Source organism: Calditrichota bacterium (assembly GCA_013151735.1).
In the GTDB taxonomy this organism is placed as follows: Bacteria; Zhuqueibacterota; JdFR-76; order JdFR-76; family BMS3Abin05; genus BMS3Abin05.
Genome location: JAADHR010000157.1, coordinates 1 through 18,540 on the forward strand (window position 1 = coordinate 1; position 18,540 = coordinate 18,540).

The 18,540-nt window shown below is 48.1% G+C and carries 16 protein-coding genes; 15 read left to right on the forward strand and 1 reads right to left on the reverse strand.

Annotation, left to right across the window (positions count from 1 at the left end):
• Positions 1-241 precede the first annotated feature (241 nt).
• Positions 242-2,539 (reverse strand): family 10 glycosylhydrolase, encoded by a 2,298-nt coding sequence (locus GXO76_11255; GenBank protein ID NOY78433.1) that lies wholly within the window; start codon positions 2,537-2,539, stop codon positions 242-244.
• Between the two features lie 379 nt (positions 2,540-2,918).
• Here GXO76_11255 and GXO76_11260 point away from each other — a divergent pair, with 379 nt between their 5' ends.
• From GXO76_11260 to GXO76_11330, 15 genes are all read left to right on the forward strand, one after another.
• Entirely contained in the window at positions 2,919-3,374 is a 456-nt protein-coding gene (locus tag GXO76_11260; protein NOY78434.1) for an Hsp20/alpha crystallin family protein, read from the forward strand.
• Between the two features lie 340 nt (positions 3,375-3,714).
• Positions 3,715-4,329 (forward strand): DnaJ domain-containing protein, encoded by a 615-nt coding sequence (locus GXO76_11265; GenBank protein NOY78435.1) that lies wholly within the window; start codon positions 3,715-3,717, stop codon positions 4,327-4,329.
• Between the two features lie 40 nt (positions 4,330-4,369).
• Positions 4,370-5,011, forward strand: a complete 642-nt coding sequence (locus GXO76_11270) for a nucleotide exchange factor GrpE (GenBank protein NOY78436.1) — start codon at positions 4,370-4,372, stop codon at positions 5,009-5,011.
• Between the two features lie 17 nt (positions 5,012-5,028).
• Complete coding sequence (locus tag GXO76_11275) at positions 5,029-5,955, forward strand: DnaJ domain-containing protein (GenBank protein NOY78437.1); 927 nt, start codon at positions 5,029-5,031, stop codon at positions 5,953-5,955.
• A 29-nt stretch (positions 5,956-5,984) separates the two neighbouring features.
• Positions 5,985-7,547 carry a DegQ family serine endoprotease gene (locus GXO76_11280; GenBank protein NOY78438.1) on the forward strand — a complete coding sequence of 521 codons (1,563 nt, stop codon included), beginning with the start codon at positions 5,985-5,987 and terminating at the stop codon, positions 7,545-7,547.
• A gap of 357 nt (positions 7,548-7,904) precedes the next feature.
• Complete coding sequence (locus GXO76_11285; protein ID NOY78439.1) at positions 7,905-9,155, forward strand: GWxTD domain-containing protein; 1,251 nt, start codon at positions 7,905-7,907, stop codon at positions 9,153-9,155.
• Positions 9,156-9,259: 104 nt separating this feature from the next.
• Positions 9,260-9,541: a hypothetical protein gene (locus GXO76_11290; protein NOY78440.1), complete on the forward strand. Its 282-nt coding sequence runs from the start codon at positions 9,260-9,262 to the stop codon at positions 9,539-9,541.
• A 145-nt stretch (positions 9,542-9,686) separates the two neighbouring features.
• Positions 9,687-9,983 carry a zinc ribbon domain-containing protein gene (locus tag GXO76_11295; GenBank protein ID NOY78441.1) on the forward strand — a complete coding sequence of 99 codons (297 nt, stop codon included), beginning with the start codon at positions 9,687-9,689 and terminating at the stop codon, positions 9,981-9,983.
• Positions 9,984-10,264: 281 nt separating this feature from the next.
• Positions 10,265-10,693, forward strand: coding sequence for an Hsp20/alpha crystallin family protein (locus tag GXO76_11300; GenBank protein ID NOY78442.1), 429 nt, complete (start codon positions 10,265-10,267; stop codon positions 10,691-10,693).
• A gap of 53 nt (positions 10,694-10,746) precedes the next feature.
• Positions 10,747-12,675: a molecular chaperone DnaK gene (gene dnaK / locus GXO76_11305; protein NOY78443.1), complete on the forward strand. Its 1,929-nt coding sequence runs from the start codon at positions 10,747-10,749 to the stop codon at positions 12,673-12,675.
• 203 nt (positions 12,676-12,878) lie between these two features.
• Positions 12,879-15,497, forward strand: coding sequence for an ATP-dependent chaperone ClpB (gene clpB, locus GXO76_11310; GenBank protein ID NOY78444.1), 2,619 nt, complete (start codon positions 12,879-12,881; stop codon positions 15,495-15,497).
• A gap of 85 nt (positions 15,498-15,582) precedes the next feature.
• On the forward strand, positions 15,583-16,107 hold the full coding sequence (locus tag GXO76_11315) for a tetratricopeptide repeat protein (GenBank protein NOY78445.1): 525 nt from the start codon (positions 15,583-15,585) through the stop codon (positions 16,105-16,107).
• Positions 16,108-16,238: 131 nt separating this feature from the next.
• Positions 16,239-17,207, forward strand: a complete 969-nt coding sequence (locus GXO76_11320) for a protein BatD (protein NOY78446.1) — start codon at positions 16,239-16,241, stop codon at positions 17,205-17,207.
• 20 nt (positions 17,208-17,227) lie between these two features.
• Positions 17,228-18,217, forward strand: a complete 990-nt coding sequence (locus tag GXO76_11325; GenBank protein NOY78447.1) for a MoxR family ATPase — start codon at positions 17,228-17,230, stop codon at positions 18,215-18,217.
• 57 nt (positions 18,218-18,274) lie between these two features.
• Positions 18,275-18,540: DUF58 domain-containing protein (locus GXO76_11330; GenBank protein ID NOY78448.1), on the forward strand; the 266-nt coding region annotated here is incomplete at its 3' end.

Consider the following 18,540-nt stretch of genomic DNA (forward strand, 5'->3'; position numbering starts at 1 on the left):
CCTGATGATCATTTCACCGTGATTATTTTGACGAACCGAAAGGCGCCTGGTGTGGCTCCGTTGGCGGAAAAACTGGTGGACTGGTATCTGCTGTAAAATGTGGTGGAAAACGGCCTGCTTTCGTCACGTACGGATCCAGTGGCAGCAAAAGGTACACCTGCCAGAAGGCCTTCACGCCAAGAATCAAAAAGCCGGGAATGCGCGAATCTTTTTTGCCGGATTTTAATCCGTCTTTGCGGAATCACTCCCGGCTAAATTTTACCTGACGCACAGGCGTTTGGCCGGATGTTTCCAGAATGAGAAGATCACTCGTGCCGGGGATTTCCGCAACGGCTCGCGGTGCCCGAAGGAAGGGGCTGTGAAGGACTTCCTGAAGGGAATACTGCCGAATGTTCCAGACGGAAATGTACCCGAGATCCGGCTCACAAATAAGCAGTCGGGTGGGAGAAAGCAACGTAAGCGTCCCGAATCCAACATCCCGAACCGGTAAATCACGAAGCTGGCGGTAACGGGCTTCTCCCATCGAGACGTCACCCACCCAGTGGTGCACCTTTCCGTCGCTCCGGCAGCTGACAAAAACCGACCGGCCATCGGGGCTGACGGCGATTCCGTAGCTGCGGTGGCTTCCGCTGACGGGGCTGCCCGAAAGCTCGAAGCCGTTTTGATCCAGAACGTGCCACTGGCTGTTTTCGGCTTCCAGCACAAAATAATGCCCCAGCGTGTCTGCCGCCATATCCCCCGGAAAGAATTTTAAGGGGATGGCCGGAAGGGGGCGTCCGGTTTCCGCTTGAAATCGGAAAATGTGGCCGCCGCCGTTAAACCCTGTTACCGCAATTTCTCCGGAAGGAATTTGTACAATGCCGTAACACGATCGCAGCGTCATCCTGTGCCCGCGGTGATCGAGGCCTGCGGTGATGGGCGAAAAGGGTGTTTCCTTACCGGTGGAATCCAGGACCACAATTTGGTCGCCGGCAGGGATGTAGACGACGTGATTCCGGGTGACCAAAATCCGTCGGGCACCCTTGACGGGTGTTCCCCAGAATGAGGAAAAGTAGTAGGGACTGATTTTCGGCGCCACGGGAAAGTGAAAAGAACGCAGGATTTTTGCGGACTTTCCCGAATCCGGCTGGAAAGCGATTTTAAGGGTCAGATTTTCCGTGGCTTTTGTAAGTGTGAGGGGAAGGGTCGTGCGCAATTGTTTCGGATTTCCCCTTACGGCTTCCAGAGGGGATCGGTTCCACGTACGGCCGGAATCCGGATATGTCCATTGAAGGCTGAAAAATCGCGCGCGTGCGGCCACTGGTTCCGCAAAGAAAACCCGGGCCCGTTCACGTGAAAACAGTGGAAAATTGCCCGTGGGAAAGAGAATCTTTTCCGGATAGGGCCATTTCCTCCGGTTCCGGTTCAGCGAAAGGGGCGGAACGGGCAAGTGGTTTTGAAAGGTTGTGTGGAAGTAGAATGCAAGAGAATTGGGCCGGTGATTGGGGAAAAGGGACCCGTAACTGAAAAAGGAAAATCCGGAAAAGCCAAAATCCCGGGTAAGCGACAATTCTTTTTCAGCATCTGAAACCGATTTCACCATGAGACCGGGAAGAACAGCCTGCCGGGGAAAATCGGAAAAGTTCCCGAGCCAGTGGCGAAATTGAAGGGTATCGGACGTGTACGTCATGGGTACCACCCAGTCCAGCCAGTGCTCGGCAACCCAACGCGGGCTGTCCTGAAAGAAAACCCGCCGGCCCAGCAGAATGTCTCCGAGAATAGCCCCTGACAAAATCAATGCGGGATTTTCTTTTTGCAGGGAATCCCGGCACATTTTCAGAAAGTGGGAGATTTGATTTCTCCGGAAGGCATCCCAGTCGGCTTCCGTAGAGTTCCTGAAAGGAAAGAGGCGCCGCAAATTCGAAAAACTGGAATCACTCGGAAAATCTCCCGGGCCCGGGTAGCGAAAATAGTCAAAATGAATGCCGTCCACATTGTAAACACGGGCCACTTCCAGCACGACATTTTTCAGGTGATTTTGGACCTCTGGCAAAACGGGATTCAGCCAAACGTAATGGGAATTCAGGGAAAGGGCCTTTTGATGGGTGAGCCGTAAAAACCAGTCGGGGTGCGCATTCCAGAGCTGACGCGGGTTTTGGGGCGGGTGAAGCCCCCTCCAGCCCGGAAAAATATTCAGCCAGGCATGAATGCGGAGACCGGCCAGGTGGGCCTGCGCCGTGGCATTCAACAGCGGGTCCCACCCGTCCAGCGTGTCGGACAACTCACCTGCACGCGGCTCAAACCGGGATGGATAAAAGGTGGTTGCGTTCCCCCGCACCTGGAAAAAGAGGTCGGTAAAACCGGCCCATCGCGCGTTTTCGACGATTTTTGAAATATCATGTCTGGAATGGTAATCCCATCGGGTGACCCAAAGCGCTCGAATCGGTAAATTTTGAATCTCCCTGGCGAAAGAACGGGCCTGAGTTTGAGAGACCAAAACCAATGAAAAAAATAGGGTGAGCAGGGCCGAATTGACTCCGCGCGGAAATCTTTTGATCATCAAAAATCCTGTAAAATTCGTGAAATAAGCGTTTTAGACCAGGCGCAAGTTGACAAATCATTCACCTATTTGAAATACTTTCTCTAAAGTTAAAAAAAATATTTTTATTCGCAAGACAAATTCCTGCCGGCCATTGTGTTTCTGTAAATATTCAGACAACTGACAGAAAATCTGACAAATTAACCGGCGTTCTCTGAAAATCTGACAGAATGTCTGTCCTGTAGATTGTCTTGCAAGATAGACTCTAACTCATTGAAAAATAATATAAATAAATCGATAATCAATTTTGGCACGCCTCTTGCAAAGATCATAGGCGAAAGCAAATGAAATGAAGTAAACGAATTTTTAAGGAATTAAAAAAAATGGGAGGTGATAAACCATGGCAATCGTTCGATGGAGACCAGCCGGAGATCTTTTGGGCATTCGGGATGAAATGAACCGTTTGTTCGATGATTTCTTTGGATCTTTACCGGAGAAATTCGGAGCGGAAACGGGTGCGGAAGGTGTGTGGATGCCCGCCGTTGATATTTCCGAGACGGAACACGATCTGGTTGTTACGGCTGAGCTTCCGGGTGTTAAAAAAGATGACATCAAATTGTCGGTTCAGGACAACATGCTGACGATCAAAGGTGAGAAAAAACAGCAAAAAGAGACCAAGGATGAAAATTATCATCGGATTGAAAGAACCTATGGTGCGTTTCAGCGGACATTTACCCTGCCGGCAATTGTGGACGCTTCCAAAATCAAGGCGACGTTTAAGGATGGTGTGTTAAAGATTCGTTTGCCGAAACGGGAAGAAGCCAAGACCAAGGAAATTCCGATTGCAACGGAATAATTGAATGCTTTTAAAGCGCGGGACCTGCACTGGGTCACAAACCCTCATAACTAATTCTCTTTGAGGATTGGTTATGGCAGGCTACCCCGCGCTTGATTTTTAATGATTTCTGATGGCAGGGAGCAAATTGGGGGATAATTTATTTTCAGGCTCCCTTTTTTTATGGGGTAAACGTGAATTGGCAGATATCCAGGATTGAAATAGAAACTTATTTCTTTGCAGCGGCGTTAATAAATCGACTGACCCGAATGATCTTCTTTTTCGCTTTTGAAAAAACGGAAAAGAACATGCTTTGGTGAATCCACTCCATGAGTCAGTTTTGTGAGGAGGAGCGGAAAAGATGGCTTTGGACGATTTCTATTTGATCCTGGGGATTGATCGAAATGCCGATCAGGCCACGATTAAAAAAGCCTTTCGGCAGCTGGCCAAAAAATACCACCCCGATAAGGGAAAAGAAGGGGATGAAGAAAAACTGAAACGTGTCAATGAAGCCTATTCGATCCTCTCTGACCAGAAGAAACGGGCGGATTACGATAAACGTTTGGAGCAAGAAGAATACGAGCGGACCGGGAGGGTTGAGCCGGCGGTACCCTGGAATTTAAACTGGGGTCTTGATGAGTTTTTTAGTGATTTCTGGAAATCTCCCTTTCAGACAGGAGATCAGGGGGATTACGAACTGGAATTTGATGTGTTTCTCGATTCCGGAAAAGCAAACCGTGAAAAGGAATTTGAAATCAAATTTTCAATCCCGATTGCGTGTTCGGCCTGCGGGGGAACCGGATGGACGCGATCCGGTGTGTGTTCTCTGTGTTGGGGACGGGGATATCTGTTGAAAGATGTTTCGCTAACCGTGCACGTTCCTGAGCAGGTGCATGAGGGATTGATTCAATGGGTAACCTATTCGGATGATCGGGGAAATGATTACGGGATTCGGATTATTTATCATATCGAATAAGATGAACGACTGTTTAAAAAACTGAAGCGGAGGGATATTTATGCAAAACGCAGAGGATAAAAATGTGTATTCGATTCCGATCGACTATGATCAGGAACACGAACATAACGAATCGGATCCACCGCGATCCGATCAGGAAATAGATTCGGATTCTGGGCAAGCCGCAGAGTCCGGGGACTCTCAGAAACCTGCCGGGATGTCGAAGCCAGTGGATGGGTACGATGCGAGGACTCAGGGACGACCTGCATCCCGGCAGGATATTCAACTGGATGAATGCCTTCACATGCTCAAGCGGTTGAAGGCGGAATTCGACAATTACCGAAAACGCGTCCAAAAGGAACGGGAAGAGGTTTATGATTATGTCCGCGGGGATGTGTTCAAAACCCTGCTTCCCATTCTTGACGATATGGAGCGCCTGTTAAACTCTGACGCCTCGGAACAATCCCTGCGTCAGGGAATGGAGATGATCTACAAAAATCTCTTGTCAACGCTTCAGGCGCACGGATTGGAATCCTTCAGCGACGAGGGCAGCACATTTGATCCCAATGTGCATGAAGCCGTCTCTGTGGAAGAAACCGGTGATCACATGGATGGAAAGGTTCTGGATACCTGGTTGAAAGGGTACCGTTACAAAGGGAAACTTCTTCGTCCGGCAAAAGTCAAAGTGGGTCAGAAAAAATAGAGTGGGGGTGATAGGTAATGGAATTGAAAGATTATTATAAAATATTGGGCGTGAGTGAGAATGCGACAGATGCGGAGATTAAGAAGGCTTATCGAAATTTGGCGAAACAATATCACCCCGATTCTCATCCCGGAGACAAAGCGGCTGAGGAAAAATTTAAGGATATTGCCGAGGCCTACGACGTTTTAAGCGACAAGGAAAAACGGGCCAAATACGATCAACTGCGAAAGTACGGCGGGCCGACTCCGGGAGGCGGAATTAACTTTGATGATTTTGGTGATCTGGGTGGAATTCATTTTGAATTTGGCGGCCACCCCGGGGGAGGAACAACCTTCACGGATGGAACGCCATTTGATCTGGACGATCTGTTTTCCCGTCTATTTGGAGGCGGGCGCGACACGTTTACGCGCACCAGGCGCCGCACGGCACCGGGACAGGATGTCCATGTTCAGCTCGAAATCCCTTTTGAAACGGCCGTTAAGGGCGGTCCGTATCAGTTTGTGGTCGATTTAAACGGACAGCACAAAAACCTGTCCATTACGATTCCCCCCGGCGTGGAAGATGGAACTCAGCTCCGGATAGCCGGACAGGGACTGCCGGGTCCCGGCGGGAAAACGGGCGATATGCTTGTAACCATTCGTGTGGGGAAACACCGTTTCTTTGAGCGAAAAGGTCATGATGTGTATTGCGAGGTTCCGATTGGTGTGGTGCAGGCCATGCTGGGCACCAAAATTCGTGTAAAAACCGTCCACGGGAAAAAGGCCGAGCTGAAAATTCCGCCCGGAACCCAATGCGGGCAGATGTTTCGGTTGAAAGGAATGGGAATTCAGACCCCCGATGGAAGAAAAGGGGATCAATATGTGAAAATAAACGTTCAAATACCAAAAGTTTTGAACGAACGCCAAAAGGAATTACTCCGTGAATTTGAAAAAGCGGGGAAATAAACATTCATTTAATAGCAGGGAGGTCCATTATGAAAAAGAAATGGGTGGCTGTATTGGTCGCAGCAGCATTAGTGGTTGGAAGTCTGGTAACGATTATTATTACATCGGACTTTAATTTCACGCACAACAGTCTGGCGTCAAACCATGCTTCAGCTGCCGTTGAGACAAATCCGGCGTCTTCACCTTCACAAAATCCCCAATCCCAGACGGGGCTTTCAAATGATGCGTTTATGAATCAATTAAATTCGATTTTCGAAAATGCGGCAGAAAAGGTAAAACCGGCGGTCGTCACCATTTTTAGCGAAAAGGTCATCAAAATGCGGCGCCTTCAATCGCCGTTTGATTTCTTTTTCGGCCCCGATTTTTTTAACCAGTTTGGACAGGGGATGCCTCAGCAACCCAAGAAAAAAGCACCCCAATATGAAGAATTCCATCAAAAAGGCATGGGCTCCGGCGTAATCATTTCTTCCGATGGTTACATTATCACCAACAACCACGTGGTAAGCGGTGCCGATGATATTCAAGTAAAAACCACCGATGGCGTTATTCACAAGGCCAAGGTTATTGGAACCGATGCCAAAACCGATATTGCCCTGATCAAAATTAAGGCCAAAAACCTGCCGGTAGCCAAATTGGGAGACTCTTCCCAATTGAAGGTCGGCGAATGGGTACTGGCCATAGGCAATCCGTTTTCCCAGCAGTTGCACCAAACGGTTACCAAGGGAATTATCAGTGCGTTGGGCCGTTCGGATCTGAATCTGTCCTATTACGAGAATTACATTCAAACCGACGCTCCGATTAACCCGGGGAACAGCGGCGGAGCGCTCATCAATTTAAAGGGTGAAGTGATTGGTATTAACACGGCCATTGTGGCGCCTTCAGGGGCCTTTGCCGGAATCGGATTTGCCATTCCGATTAATATGGTTAAAAAGGTCACACACGATCTGAAAACCAAAGGCCACGTGATTCGCGGATGGCTGGGTGTTCAAATTCAGGCAGTAGATGAAGATTTGGCCAAGGCTCTTGGTCTGGAGAAAAACCAGGGTGTGGTGGTTTCGGAAGTAACCAAGGGCAGCCCGGCAGAGAAAGCCGGAATTAAGGTATCGGATGTAATTTTGAAATTCAACGGAAGAGATGTCACCGGGCCCAGCAACCTGGCTTTTATGGTGGCTCAGGCCATGCCGGGTACAAAGGTGAAGCTGTTGATTATGCGGAACGGTAAGGAAAAAACAATCACGGTGAAGCTGGGTGAAATGCCGGGACAACAAAAAACAAAGACGGTTATCAGCCAGGCCAATGAAATTGACTTTGGAATGGAAGTGTCGAACTTAACGCCGGATCTGGCGAAAAAATTCGGCTATGAAAAATCCAAAGGCGTGGTCATTACCAGTATCGATCCTTATGGGCCGGCGGCCAAGAAGGGTCTGAAAGAGGGCGATCTGATCCGGGAAGTGAACCGAAAACCGGTTAAAAATGTGGACGATTACAAGAAGATCGTCTCTAAATTGCACCCGGGAGATGTGGTTTTACTGCTGGTGCAGCGAGGCAAGGATAATTTCTTTGTGGCCATTGAAGTCCCGAAGAAAAAATAAAAAATAGATGTGTCCAAATTTTGCTCATCGCTCAACAGGGGAGGCTGGCGTTCGACGCCAGCTTCCCAAAAATTCTTTAACCTGAATAATTCATTAGTCACAAAGTTACGAAGACACAAAGGTATAATAAACGAAAAGATAAATAAATATTCATTGAAACAGGAAAATATACAAAATAAACTGAGCTTCAAATAGCTAATTATTATAATTGTAATAACCTTCGTAACTTAGGGTTTTCGTGGCGAATATTTATGAATAATGCAGGTTAGGGATGATATTTCGGAAAAAGCAAAATCAGCCGGGGAAAATACCTTGCACGGATTGAAAACGCACGAAAGGCGGATTGGGATCGTTAAAATGGTGAAAAAACTTCAGAAACAAATGGGAACGGTTTTATGCTTCTTTCTCCTTTTTTCAACAGCGCATGCAGAATTCACTCATAAAAAAAACCCTGCCCGGGTGGATTACTATTTTCAGATCGCCAATTTCCCGTCAGCCGATTTAAATCAATCCCAATGCGCGATTTCCATTACCGTTCCATACGATGAACTCATTTTTGTCCGTGTGGATTCCGGATTTCAGGCCAGCTATTCGTTTTCCATCTATTTGTTTGATCAGAAGAAAAAGGATATTTTGTTTAAGAAACAATGGGATCGCACGGTGTTTGTGCGTACGTTTGAAGAAACAAACCTGCAGAGTAATCTGGACAGTTTTCAAACGGAAATTCTTCGTTCTCCCGGAAAATACCGATTGGTTTTCATGGTGGAAGATGCGCATGTGAAAAAACCGTTTTACAAGGAAATCCCGATTACGATTAAGGATTTCAAAACCCTGCCTCTTGGCATCAGTTCCATTATTCTTCAGGATTCCCTTTTGCATACCGAGGAAAAGGGCGTTTCCTTTCAACCCAATGTGTCGAATATTTTTGCGAGAAATTTTTATGCCGTTTTTGAGGTGATCAAAAATGTGCCCGGAAGCCGGATTATTTTGTTCCAAATCCGGAATCGGGAGAATAAGAAGATTTTTCAGCGAGACACACTTCGTGTGTCCGGGGAAAAAAGATTGTTCCGTTTTGCACCCTTGGTTCGGGTCGATTCCCTGAAGTCGGGGTCGTACTGGGTGGAGGCCCTTGTCCCCGGAGAACGAAAGAAACGAACGGAGCGAACGGCTTTTGAGGTTTGGAAAGCCATGGAATTTGATAGTGAAGGGGAGCTTGATACGGCCATTGAAACGCTGGTGTACATTGCCCCTCCGGACGTATTTAGCCGGATGAAACAGGCAAAATCCTTTTCAGAGAAGAAGAAGCTTTTTGAGCGATTCTGGAAAGGGGTGGATCCCACACCGGGTACAGAAATGAATGAATTGCAGCGGGAATATTATCGGCGGGTAACTTACGCAAATCGGCACTTCGAGGTGCTGAGCCAGCAGGGCTGGCGTTCCGACCGCGGCAGGATTTACATCCTGTACGGCCCGCCGGATTCCGTGGAGCATCAAGTGGACAACCAATCTCGTGATTATGAGATCTGGAGATACAATCAATTAAAACGGAAATTTGTTTTTTTCGATCAATCGGGAAACGGAAATTACCGGCTCATTGAAAAAAGATAGCTGTCGATAGAAAGGAAGGGATGGCCATGGATGATGAAAAACTCAAACATTTCACGAAAAAGCTTTTGGCTGAATATGACCGCATTCGAAATGAACTGGGTGAAATGGAATCTCAAATGGCGGAGCTCAATTCTCCCTCGGTGGCAGAATATGAAGAGAAATCGACCTTGGAAGAGCAAAAGGAATATCTGACCGGTTTTTTGAACCACGATGCCGAGGAGTTAAGGGAAATACAAGTGGCTCTTCAGAAAATTCTGAATGGCACGTATGGAATTTGCGAGAGCTGTGGTCAGCCAATTGAAGAAAGCCGTCTGGAAGCCATTCCAACGTGCCGGTATTGTAAGGCATGCACTGAAAAAATGGAAAAGGAACAGGCTGCGTCCTGAACTCTGAACGGAATAGCTTCAGGGCTGTGTGCGTCTGAACAGTCTGAGCGGCGCAAAACCGGGCAGAAAAAACTTGCTCCTTGAATGAATTTAGCATATATTTAAAATCTTAAGATTTGGACGGTCAAATTTCGGAGGTGGTAAGATGCCGACATACGAGTACAAATGTGAATCCTGTGATTACATGTTTGAAGAGTTCCAATCCATTCACGATGAGCCGATTAAGGTGTGCCCCAAATGCGGCGGCCCTGTAAGAAAACTCATCAGCTCCAGTTACGGTGTTATCTTTAAGGGGTCGGGTTTTTATATTACCGATTACAAACACAAGAATTCAAGTCCTTCTTCGAACGGAAATGGAAATGGAAAGGCGGATTCTGGCAAAAACGGAACGGATTCCAAACCCGCCGCTGCCCAAAAACCTGTTTCCAAAGAATCAAAATGATCCCTTAAAAACTGGGCTGGGTTTGAAAAAGTCTTGCAGGCGATGCAGGACTTTTTTATTTTATTCCAAAATATCTGTCAGAGATGCTTTGCACGGCTTGACAGAATGTCAGACCTTTTCCTGAAAATCTGCTCCGGGTTATCTCTCTCCAATAATATTTAATCTATTGAAAATAAATAGATAAGACCCTAACTTACCCCCATCCTCAATTTTGGCACGGTGCTTGCACTTCATCAGGCAAACAGCACAATTCTGAAATTTTGACAAAGGAGGAATGATTCATGACGGTATTGGGAATTTTAAATCCGGATGTGGATGAACTGAAAGACATATTTTCACTGAATGTGAAAGACGAAGAACCCATACTTCCACTTGTGGAATTCAATGATACAACGACTGCGTATCCCAAGGTCGACATTCTTGAAAATAAGACGGAATTTATTCTTCGGGCGGAAGTTCCGGGCTTTAAAAAGGAAGAATTGGACGTCGTTTTCGATGACGGTGTTTTAACCCTGATGGCCCGCAGGACTGCGGAAGAAACCGGGGGACAGGTTCTTTACAAAGAACGGTTTACCGGAAATTTTGTCCGGCAGTTTCAATTCTCGAAAAACATCCGCAAGGATGCCATTCGGGCATCGTATCGGGACGGCGTTCTGGAAATCCATTTGCCCAAGAAGCCAATCGTTGAAAAAGAGATTAAAATCAAATAAAGAAGATTTTTTAAGACTTACAATGAAATGACCAGAAAAGGAGGTTGAGACGTATGAGCAAAATAATTGGAATTGATTTGGGGACGACAAACTCGTGTGTGGCGGCGGTCATCGGCGGAGAGCCAACGGTGATCCCGAATAACGAGGGTTTTCGGACCACCCCTTCTGTGGTGGCCTTTCTCAAAACGGGAGAACGCGTGGTTGGACATCCGGCCAAACGCCAGGCCATTACAAACCCCGAAAACACCGTTTTTTCAATCAAACGGTTCATGGGGCGCATGTACAATGAAGTTCAGGAAGAAATCAAACAGGTTCCCTATAAAGTGGTTGCTGGTAAAAATGGAATGGCCTCTGTAAAAATTGGGGACAAAACCTACACGCCGCAGGAAATTTCGGCGATGATTTTACAGAAAATGAAACAGACCGCAGAGGACTATCTGGGGGAAAAGGTGACGGATGCGGTGATTACGGTGCCGGCCTATTTTAATGACAGCCAGCGAAAAGCCACCAAAGAGGCCGGAGAAATTGCAGGCTTGAATGTGCGGAGAATTATCAACGAACCCACGGCAGCCTCTTTGGCCTATGGACTGGACAAGAAAAAGGACGAGAAAATCGCCGTGTTTGACCTGGGTGGCGGAACGTTTGATATTTCCATTCTGGAGATCGGTGAAGGCGTTTTCGAGGTAAAATCCACCAACGGCGACACGCATTTGGGCGGCGACGATTTCGACAAGCGCATTATCGATTGGATGGTGGATGAATTCAAAAAACAGGAAGGCGTGGATCTGTCCAAAGATCCCATGGCGCTTCAGCGTTTGAAAGAAGCGGCTGAAAAGGCGAAAATTGAGCTGTCGAATGTGATGCAGACCGACGTTAATTTGCCGTTTATTACAGCCACTGAATCCGGTCCGAAACACTTGACCATGACCTTAACGCGTTCGAAATTTGAACAGCTTTGTGACGATCTGTTCGAACGCACGATTGAACCGTGCCGGCTGGCCCTGAAGGATGCCGGAATGACGGTGAACGATATTAACGAGGTTATTCTGGTTGGCGGATCGACACGAATTCCAAAGGTCCAGCAAATGGTGAAGGACTTTTTCAAGCGTGAACCCCACAAGGGTGTTAACCCGGATGAAGTGGTTGCCATCGGTGCGGCCATTCAAGGGGCTGTGCTGAGCGGCGAGGTAAAAGATGTCTTGCTGCTGGATGTGATTCCGCTTTCGCTGGGAATTGAAACCCTGGGCGGCGTATTCACCAAGTTAATTGAAAAGAATACGACCATTCCGACCCGGAAGAGTGAAGTATTCACCACGGCGGCCGACAATCAAACCTCTGTGGAGATTCATGTTCTCCAGGGTGAGCGCGAATTGGCGGCCTACAACAAATCGCTGGGACGGTTCCATCTGGACGGCATTCCACCGGCCCCGCGTGGTGTTCCGCAAATCGAAGTTACTTTCGACATCGACGCGAACGGAATTTTGAACGTAACGGCCAAGGATAAGGCCACGGGGAAGGAACAATCCATTCGAATTGAAGCTTCCTCCGGATTGACGAAGGAAGAGATCGACAAGATGGTGCGGGATGCCCAGGAGCATGCTGCGGAAGACCGCAAACGCAGAGAAATGGTGGAGGCCAAAAACCAGGCCGATCAATTGCTCTACCAGACGGAGAAAAACCTGAAAGAGATGGCCGACAAGCTGGAACCGGATGAAAAGAGCAAGATTGAAGCGGCTATGGGGCGCTTGCGAGAAGCCATAAAGGGCGAGGACATGAACGAAATTAAATCGGCAACGGATGCGCTGAACCAGACCTGGAGTGACATCTCAAGCAAGATGTACGCTCGTGCTACCGCGGGTGGACAGCAAGCAGGCGGCCCGACAGCCGGAGAAGCCACCACAACCGAACAAAAGGCGGAAGAAGGAAAGAATGTAGAAGACGCCGATTTTGAGGTCGTGGATGACAAGGATTCGAAAGAATAATGATATGACGATCTGAGAAAACGGCGAGTATCCTTTTACTCGCCGTTTTAGTATCTGACTTAATTCGCGCATTCGCGGCAATGAAAATTAGGATCTTTTTGACCGTGAGGAGAAAAACATTTTAGACCACGGATTTCGGGACTTACGGCCGAGGTGAGTTTCGAAATGTGTGGTTTAAACACACAAAAAAGGAGGGACAACAAATGACTTTAGATAAATTTACATTAAAAGCACAGGAGGCCTTACAGCAGGCGCAGCGGTTGGCCTCTGAAAAGAATCAGCAGCAAATTGACGCCGAGCACTTGCTTCTGGCGTTACTGGAAGATGCCGAGGGTATTCCTGTGGCGGTTGTGAAAAAATTGGGCGCAAATCTGGACCAGATTAAGGATCAGACCACAAAGGCCATTGAAAAACTGCCCAAGGTGTACGGCGCCGGGGGGATCGGGAATATCTACATTTCGCAGCGCCTGAATCAGATTTTTGAGGCTGCTTTTAAGGAAGCCAATAATCTGAAGGATGAGTACATCAGCACCGAGCATCTGATGCTGGCTTTGTCCGAGGATCAGGGGGAAGCCGGTTCAATCTTACGCGGGGAAGGGTTGAGCCACGACAATATTCTTAAGGTGTTGCAGGCCATTCGCGGATCGCAGCGCGTGACCGATCAAAACCCGGAAGCCAAATACCAGGCCCTGGAACGCTACGGACGGGACTTAACCGATCTGGCGCGAAAGGGGAAATTGGATCCCGTTATTGGCCGTGACGAAGAGATTCGGCGGGTGCTTCAGGTGCTTTCGCGCCGGACCAAAAACAACCCCGTACTGATTGGCGACCCCGGTGTGGGGAAAACGGCCATTGTGGAAGGTCTTGCGTACCGGATCGTCAGCGGCGACGTCCCCGAGGGGTTGAAGAACAAGAAGATTGTGGCCCTCGATCTGGGGTCCCTGATTGCCGGAGCAAAATTTCGCGGGGAATTTGAGGATCGGCTCAAAGCCGTCATCAAAGAGGTCGTGGAATCCGAAGGAGAGGTCATTCTCTTTATTGACGAGCTCCACACACTGGTGGGAGCCGGTGCGGCCGAAGGCGCCGTGGACGCCTCGAATATGCTGAAACCGCCTCTGGCCCGGGGTGAACTACGGGCGATCGGAGCGACGACGATCGACGAATACCGGAAATACATCGAAAAGGATGCGGCTCTGGAACGGCGGTTTCAACCGGTTTTGGTAGAAGAGCCGTCGGTAGAGGACACGATTTCGATCCTGCGCGGATTGAAAGAAAAGTACGAGGTGCACCACGGTGTTCGGATCACCGATTCCGCCCTCATTGCCGCGGCAACCCTGTCGCACCGGTACATTACCGATCGGTTTTTGCCGGACAAGGCGATTGATTTGATTGATGAGGCCGCTTCGAAGCTTCGAATCGAAATCGACAGCATGCCGGAGGAACTGGATGAGGTCGAACGCCGGATCAAGCAACTTGAAATTGAGCGGGAAGCCGTAAAGCGTGATAAGAATGCGGCGGCAAAAAAGCGGCTCGAAAAGATTAACGAAGAACTGGCCAATTACCAGGAGAAACGAAGTGAGCTGAAAAGTCACTGGGAAATGGAAAAAGCGGCCATCAAGAAAATTCAGGCCATTAAGGAAGAAATTGAACAGACGAAAATTCAGATTTCTCATGCCGAACGGGATGGCGATCTTTCCCGGGCAGCCGAACTCAAATACGGAACATTGGTCGAACTGCAGAAGCAATTGGAAGAGGAAAACAAGCGGCTGCAGGACATTCAAAAAGACCGCAAGATGCTGAAGGAAGAAGTGGATGAGGAAGACATCGCTGAAATTGTCTCGCGCTGGACGGGCATTCCGGTCAGTCGAATGCTGGAATCGGAGCGGGAAAAACTGCTCAAGATTGAGGAACGCCTGCATCAGCGCGTAATCGGACAGGATGAGGCTATTCAGGCGGTTTCCGATGCCATTCGCCGGGCACGCGCCGGCCTTCAGGATCCCAACCGGCCCATCGGTTCATTCATTTTCCTGGGAACAACGGGTGTGGGAAAAACGGAATTGGCCCGCGCACTGGCGGAATTTCTGTTCGATGACGAAAAAGCGATGATTCGAATCGACATGTCTGAATACATGGAACGCCATTCGGTGTCCCGGTTGATTGGAGCCCCTCCGGGATATGTGGGATACGAGGAGGGCGGCCAATTAACGGAAGCCGTTCGGCGAAAACCCTACTCGGTTATTTTGCTGGATGAAATCGAGAAAGCGCACCACGACGTATTCAACATTCTGCTGCAAGTGCTGGATGAGGGTCGCTTGACGGACAACAAGGGCCGGACCGTAAACTTCAAGAATACGATTATCATTATGACGTCGAATCTGGGTGCGCCCTTGATTATGGAAAAATCGCAGAGAATTACCGAGGCAAACCGGGAACTCGTGTATCAGGAGATCAAAGACGAGGTGCTGCAGTTACTGCAAAAATCGCTGCGGCCTGAGTTTCTAAATCGTGTGGATGAAGTGATTGTTTTTCATCCGTTGACCCGGGAAGACATCAAGAAGATTGTGGATTTGCAATTCAAACATGTTCAGGATTTGTTGGAAGATCAGGGCATTACCTTGGAATTGACGGAAGAGGCGAGAGAATTGCTGGCCGAATTGGGCTATGACCCCTCGTTCGGCGCCCGTCCGCTCAAACGCGTCATGCAGAAATTGCTTGTCAATGAGCTGGCCAAACGCATTCTCGCCGGTAACTTTGCGCCCGGAGATCACGTAATTGTTGTTCGCCGAGAAAATTTTCTTGATTTTGAAAAGAAAACAGGCTAATTTAAATAATCAAATAGGTTTCAGATGAAGGCATCCCGGTTTCGGGATGCCGGTCTTTTTCTTGAAAAAAGGAGGTTATCGGCGAATGAAACGATTCTCAATTTATGCGTTGAGTGTGGTGTTGCTGGCCGGGTTGGTGTTTTCCGCGACCGAATGCGGGAAAAGGCTGACGGACAAGCAATTGTTCGACAAGGCAGACACGTACGAACGCAATGAGCAGTTCGACAAGGCGGCAGAGGTTTATCTCTCGCTGTCAAGACGGTTCCCGAATAGCAAAAAAGCTCCGGAGGCCTTGTTTAAAGCGGCTGTGATGTATGCAAACAATCTGAAAAAATCAAATGAAGCCATTCGCTTGCACGAGCGTCTGATCCGAACCTATCCCAAAAGTGAATATGCCCCGCAATCTCTGTTTTTAATTGGATTTATTTATGCGAACGATATAAAAGATTACAAAAAAGCAGGAAAATATTACAACGATTTTCTGAAAAAATATCCGACTCATGAGCTGGCTACATCGGTAAAATGGGAGCTCAAAAACATGGGAAAGGATATTAACAGTATTCAGTTCTTGAAGTCCGAAAATGATTCTGCAAAAACGCAATCAAACTAATTATTTTTGAACTCACTTTTTAAAAAGCCGTTGGGTCTCCTGCCTTCAGGAGACTTCTCGGCTTTTTTTATTTGTTGGAACTTTTTAAGAAATAAATCAGTAAAAGTGCAATGATATTTTGGGAGAAAACAATGAAACAAAGAATCCTTTTCCCTCTGCTTGTTTTTTTATTCGTTTTCCACACAACATTTGCACAAGATTCTCTGAAAGTCGCTCAACAACCCGCACCGGAAAACATAACGGTTTCCACACAGGTGGATCGAACGACGGTTCCGCTCAATCGCACACTGACCCTTCATGTGTCGCTGGTGTGGCAAGGGGATCCGGATCGGTATGAAATTATCGATTTCGAAAATCCGGCGCTCACAAATTTCGAAATCACCGGAACGTCTACTTCCAATAAAACGGAAGTGGTAAACGGGCAGGTCATCACCCATCGGGATTACGACTTTATCCTTAAACCGCGTGAGCTTGGAATGGGCTACGTGGAAGGCGTGATTGTAAAATACAAGGATCGCGTCAGCGGAAAAGAACACAGCCTGGTGACACAAAGAATCAGTTTAAAGGTTGTCGATCCCGTACCGGAGAGTCATTCCTCTACCCACTGGCCTGCGACCGTTCTGTACGCGGCACTGGTGATTATTTTTGCAGGAATTCTCTGGTTTTTTCTGATCTACCGGAAATCGAAAAAACCGGTTCTTGAAATTGAAGAAATACCGCCTCTGGAAGAGACCTATTTAAAGAATTTGAAAGAGCAAATTACGTTTGAAAATCCGGACTTAAAGAACGGATTTTCCAAACTTTCCAAGCTGCTGCGAAGTTATCTGTCAGAAAAATTTAATCTTCCCGCCAAACAGGCAACCACTCAGGAGCTTCTCAAAGACATGCAAAACCGGGCTATGGATGAAAAACTAATTTCCCAGACCAAAGAGGTTTTAAGCGTAGCGGATGAAATTAATTTCTCCGGCGGGTCGGGTTCCCGGGAGGAATTGGAGAAAATCTACGGAACGGTAGAGTCCATTCTGGAGCGTTATCTCGCGGCGGGGAAAGTCCATCAAGCAAACGACGAAACGACATCTTCAATAGAGACTGAAAACTGAGGGTTTTTTAAGGAGGTTCGATGCAACAGGATATTCAAGCGATTCACGAAAAGATTCAAAAAGAGAGTACCTTTGTGGATTCTCTGATGACGGAAATTTCCAAGGTTATTGTCGGACAGAATTACATGATCGAACGGCTGCTGATCGGTCTGCTTTCCAACGGACATGTGCTTCTGGAGGGGGTTCCGGGACTGGCAAAAACCATGGCGGTTAAGACGCTTTCTTCCGCCATTCAAACAAAATTTCAGCGGATTCAGTTTACGCCCGATTTACTCCCGGCTGACCTGGTGGGAACGCAGATTTACGATCAGAGGGATGGAAAGTTCAGCGTAAAAAAAGGGCCGATTTTTGCGAATCTGATTTTGGCTGATGAAATTAACCGATCGCCTGCCAAGGTGCAAAGTGCCCTTCTGGAAGCCATGATGGAACGGCAGGTGACCATCGGAGAAACGACATTCCCCCTGGACGACCCTTTTTTGGTGCTGGCCACACAGAATCCCATCGAACAGGAGGGAACGTATCCCCTGCCCGAAGCCCAGGTGGATCGCTTCATGCTTAAATTGAATATCGGGTACCCCTCAAAAGACGAAGAGCTGGAAATTATGCGGCGAAACACCAAGGGGGCTCTTCCCGAAATTCAGGCCGTGGTGAAGCCGGAGGCCATTAAACGGGCACGTTCGGTTGTGAAGGACATTTACATTGACGAAAAAATCGAGCGGTACATTGTGGACATTGTCTTTGCCACCCGAAACCCCGATGAATACGGGCTGGCCGACTTAAAACCGCTGATTGCCTACGGCGGATCGCCGCGGGCATCCATTTATCTGGCCATGGCCAGTAAAGCGCACGCCTTTTTGCGCCACCGGGGCTACGTCACTCCGGAAGACGTCCGAGCCATCGGGATGGACGTCCTGCGTCACCGGGTGATTGTTACCTACGAAGCAGAAGCGGAGGAGATTTCAACGGAAGATGTGGTTCGAAAGGTACTGAACAATATTGAAGTGCCGTAAAAAAAAACGTCCCCGGCACGTCTGAATGAAAACGTTTCAATAAAAAATGAGTTCTGTATGGTTCCAAAGGAAATTCTGAAAAAAGTCCGGCGTATTGAAATTACGACCCGAAGCGTGGTAAACGACGTTTTCGCCGGAGAATACCATTCCGTTTTCAAGGGGCGGGGAATGGATTTTTCGGAGGTGCGCGAGTATTCCATCGGTGACGATGTGCGAACGATCGATTGGAATGTAACGGCCCGGATGAATCACCCGTACGTGAAGGTGTTTGAAGAGGAACGGGAGCTCACCGTTATGCTCATGGTGGATGCCAGCTCTTCGGG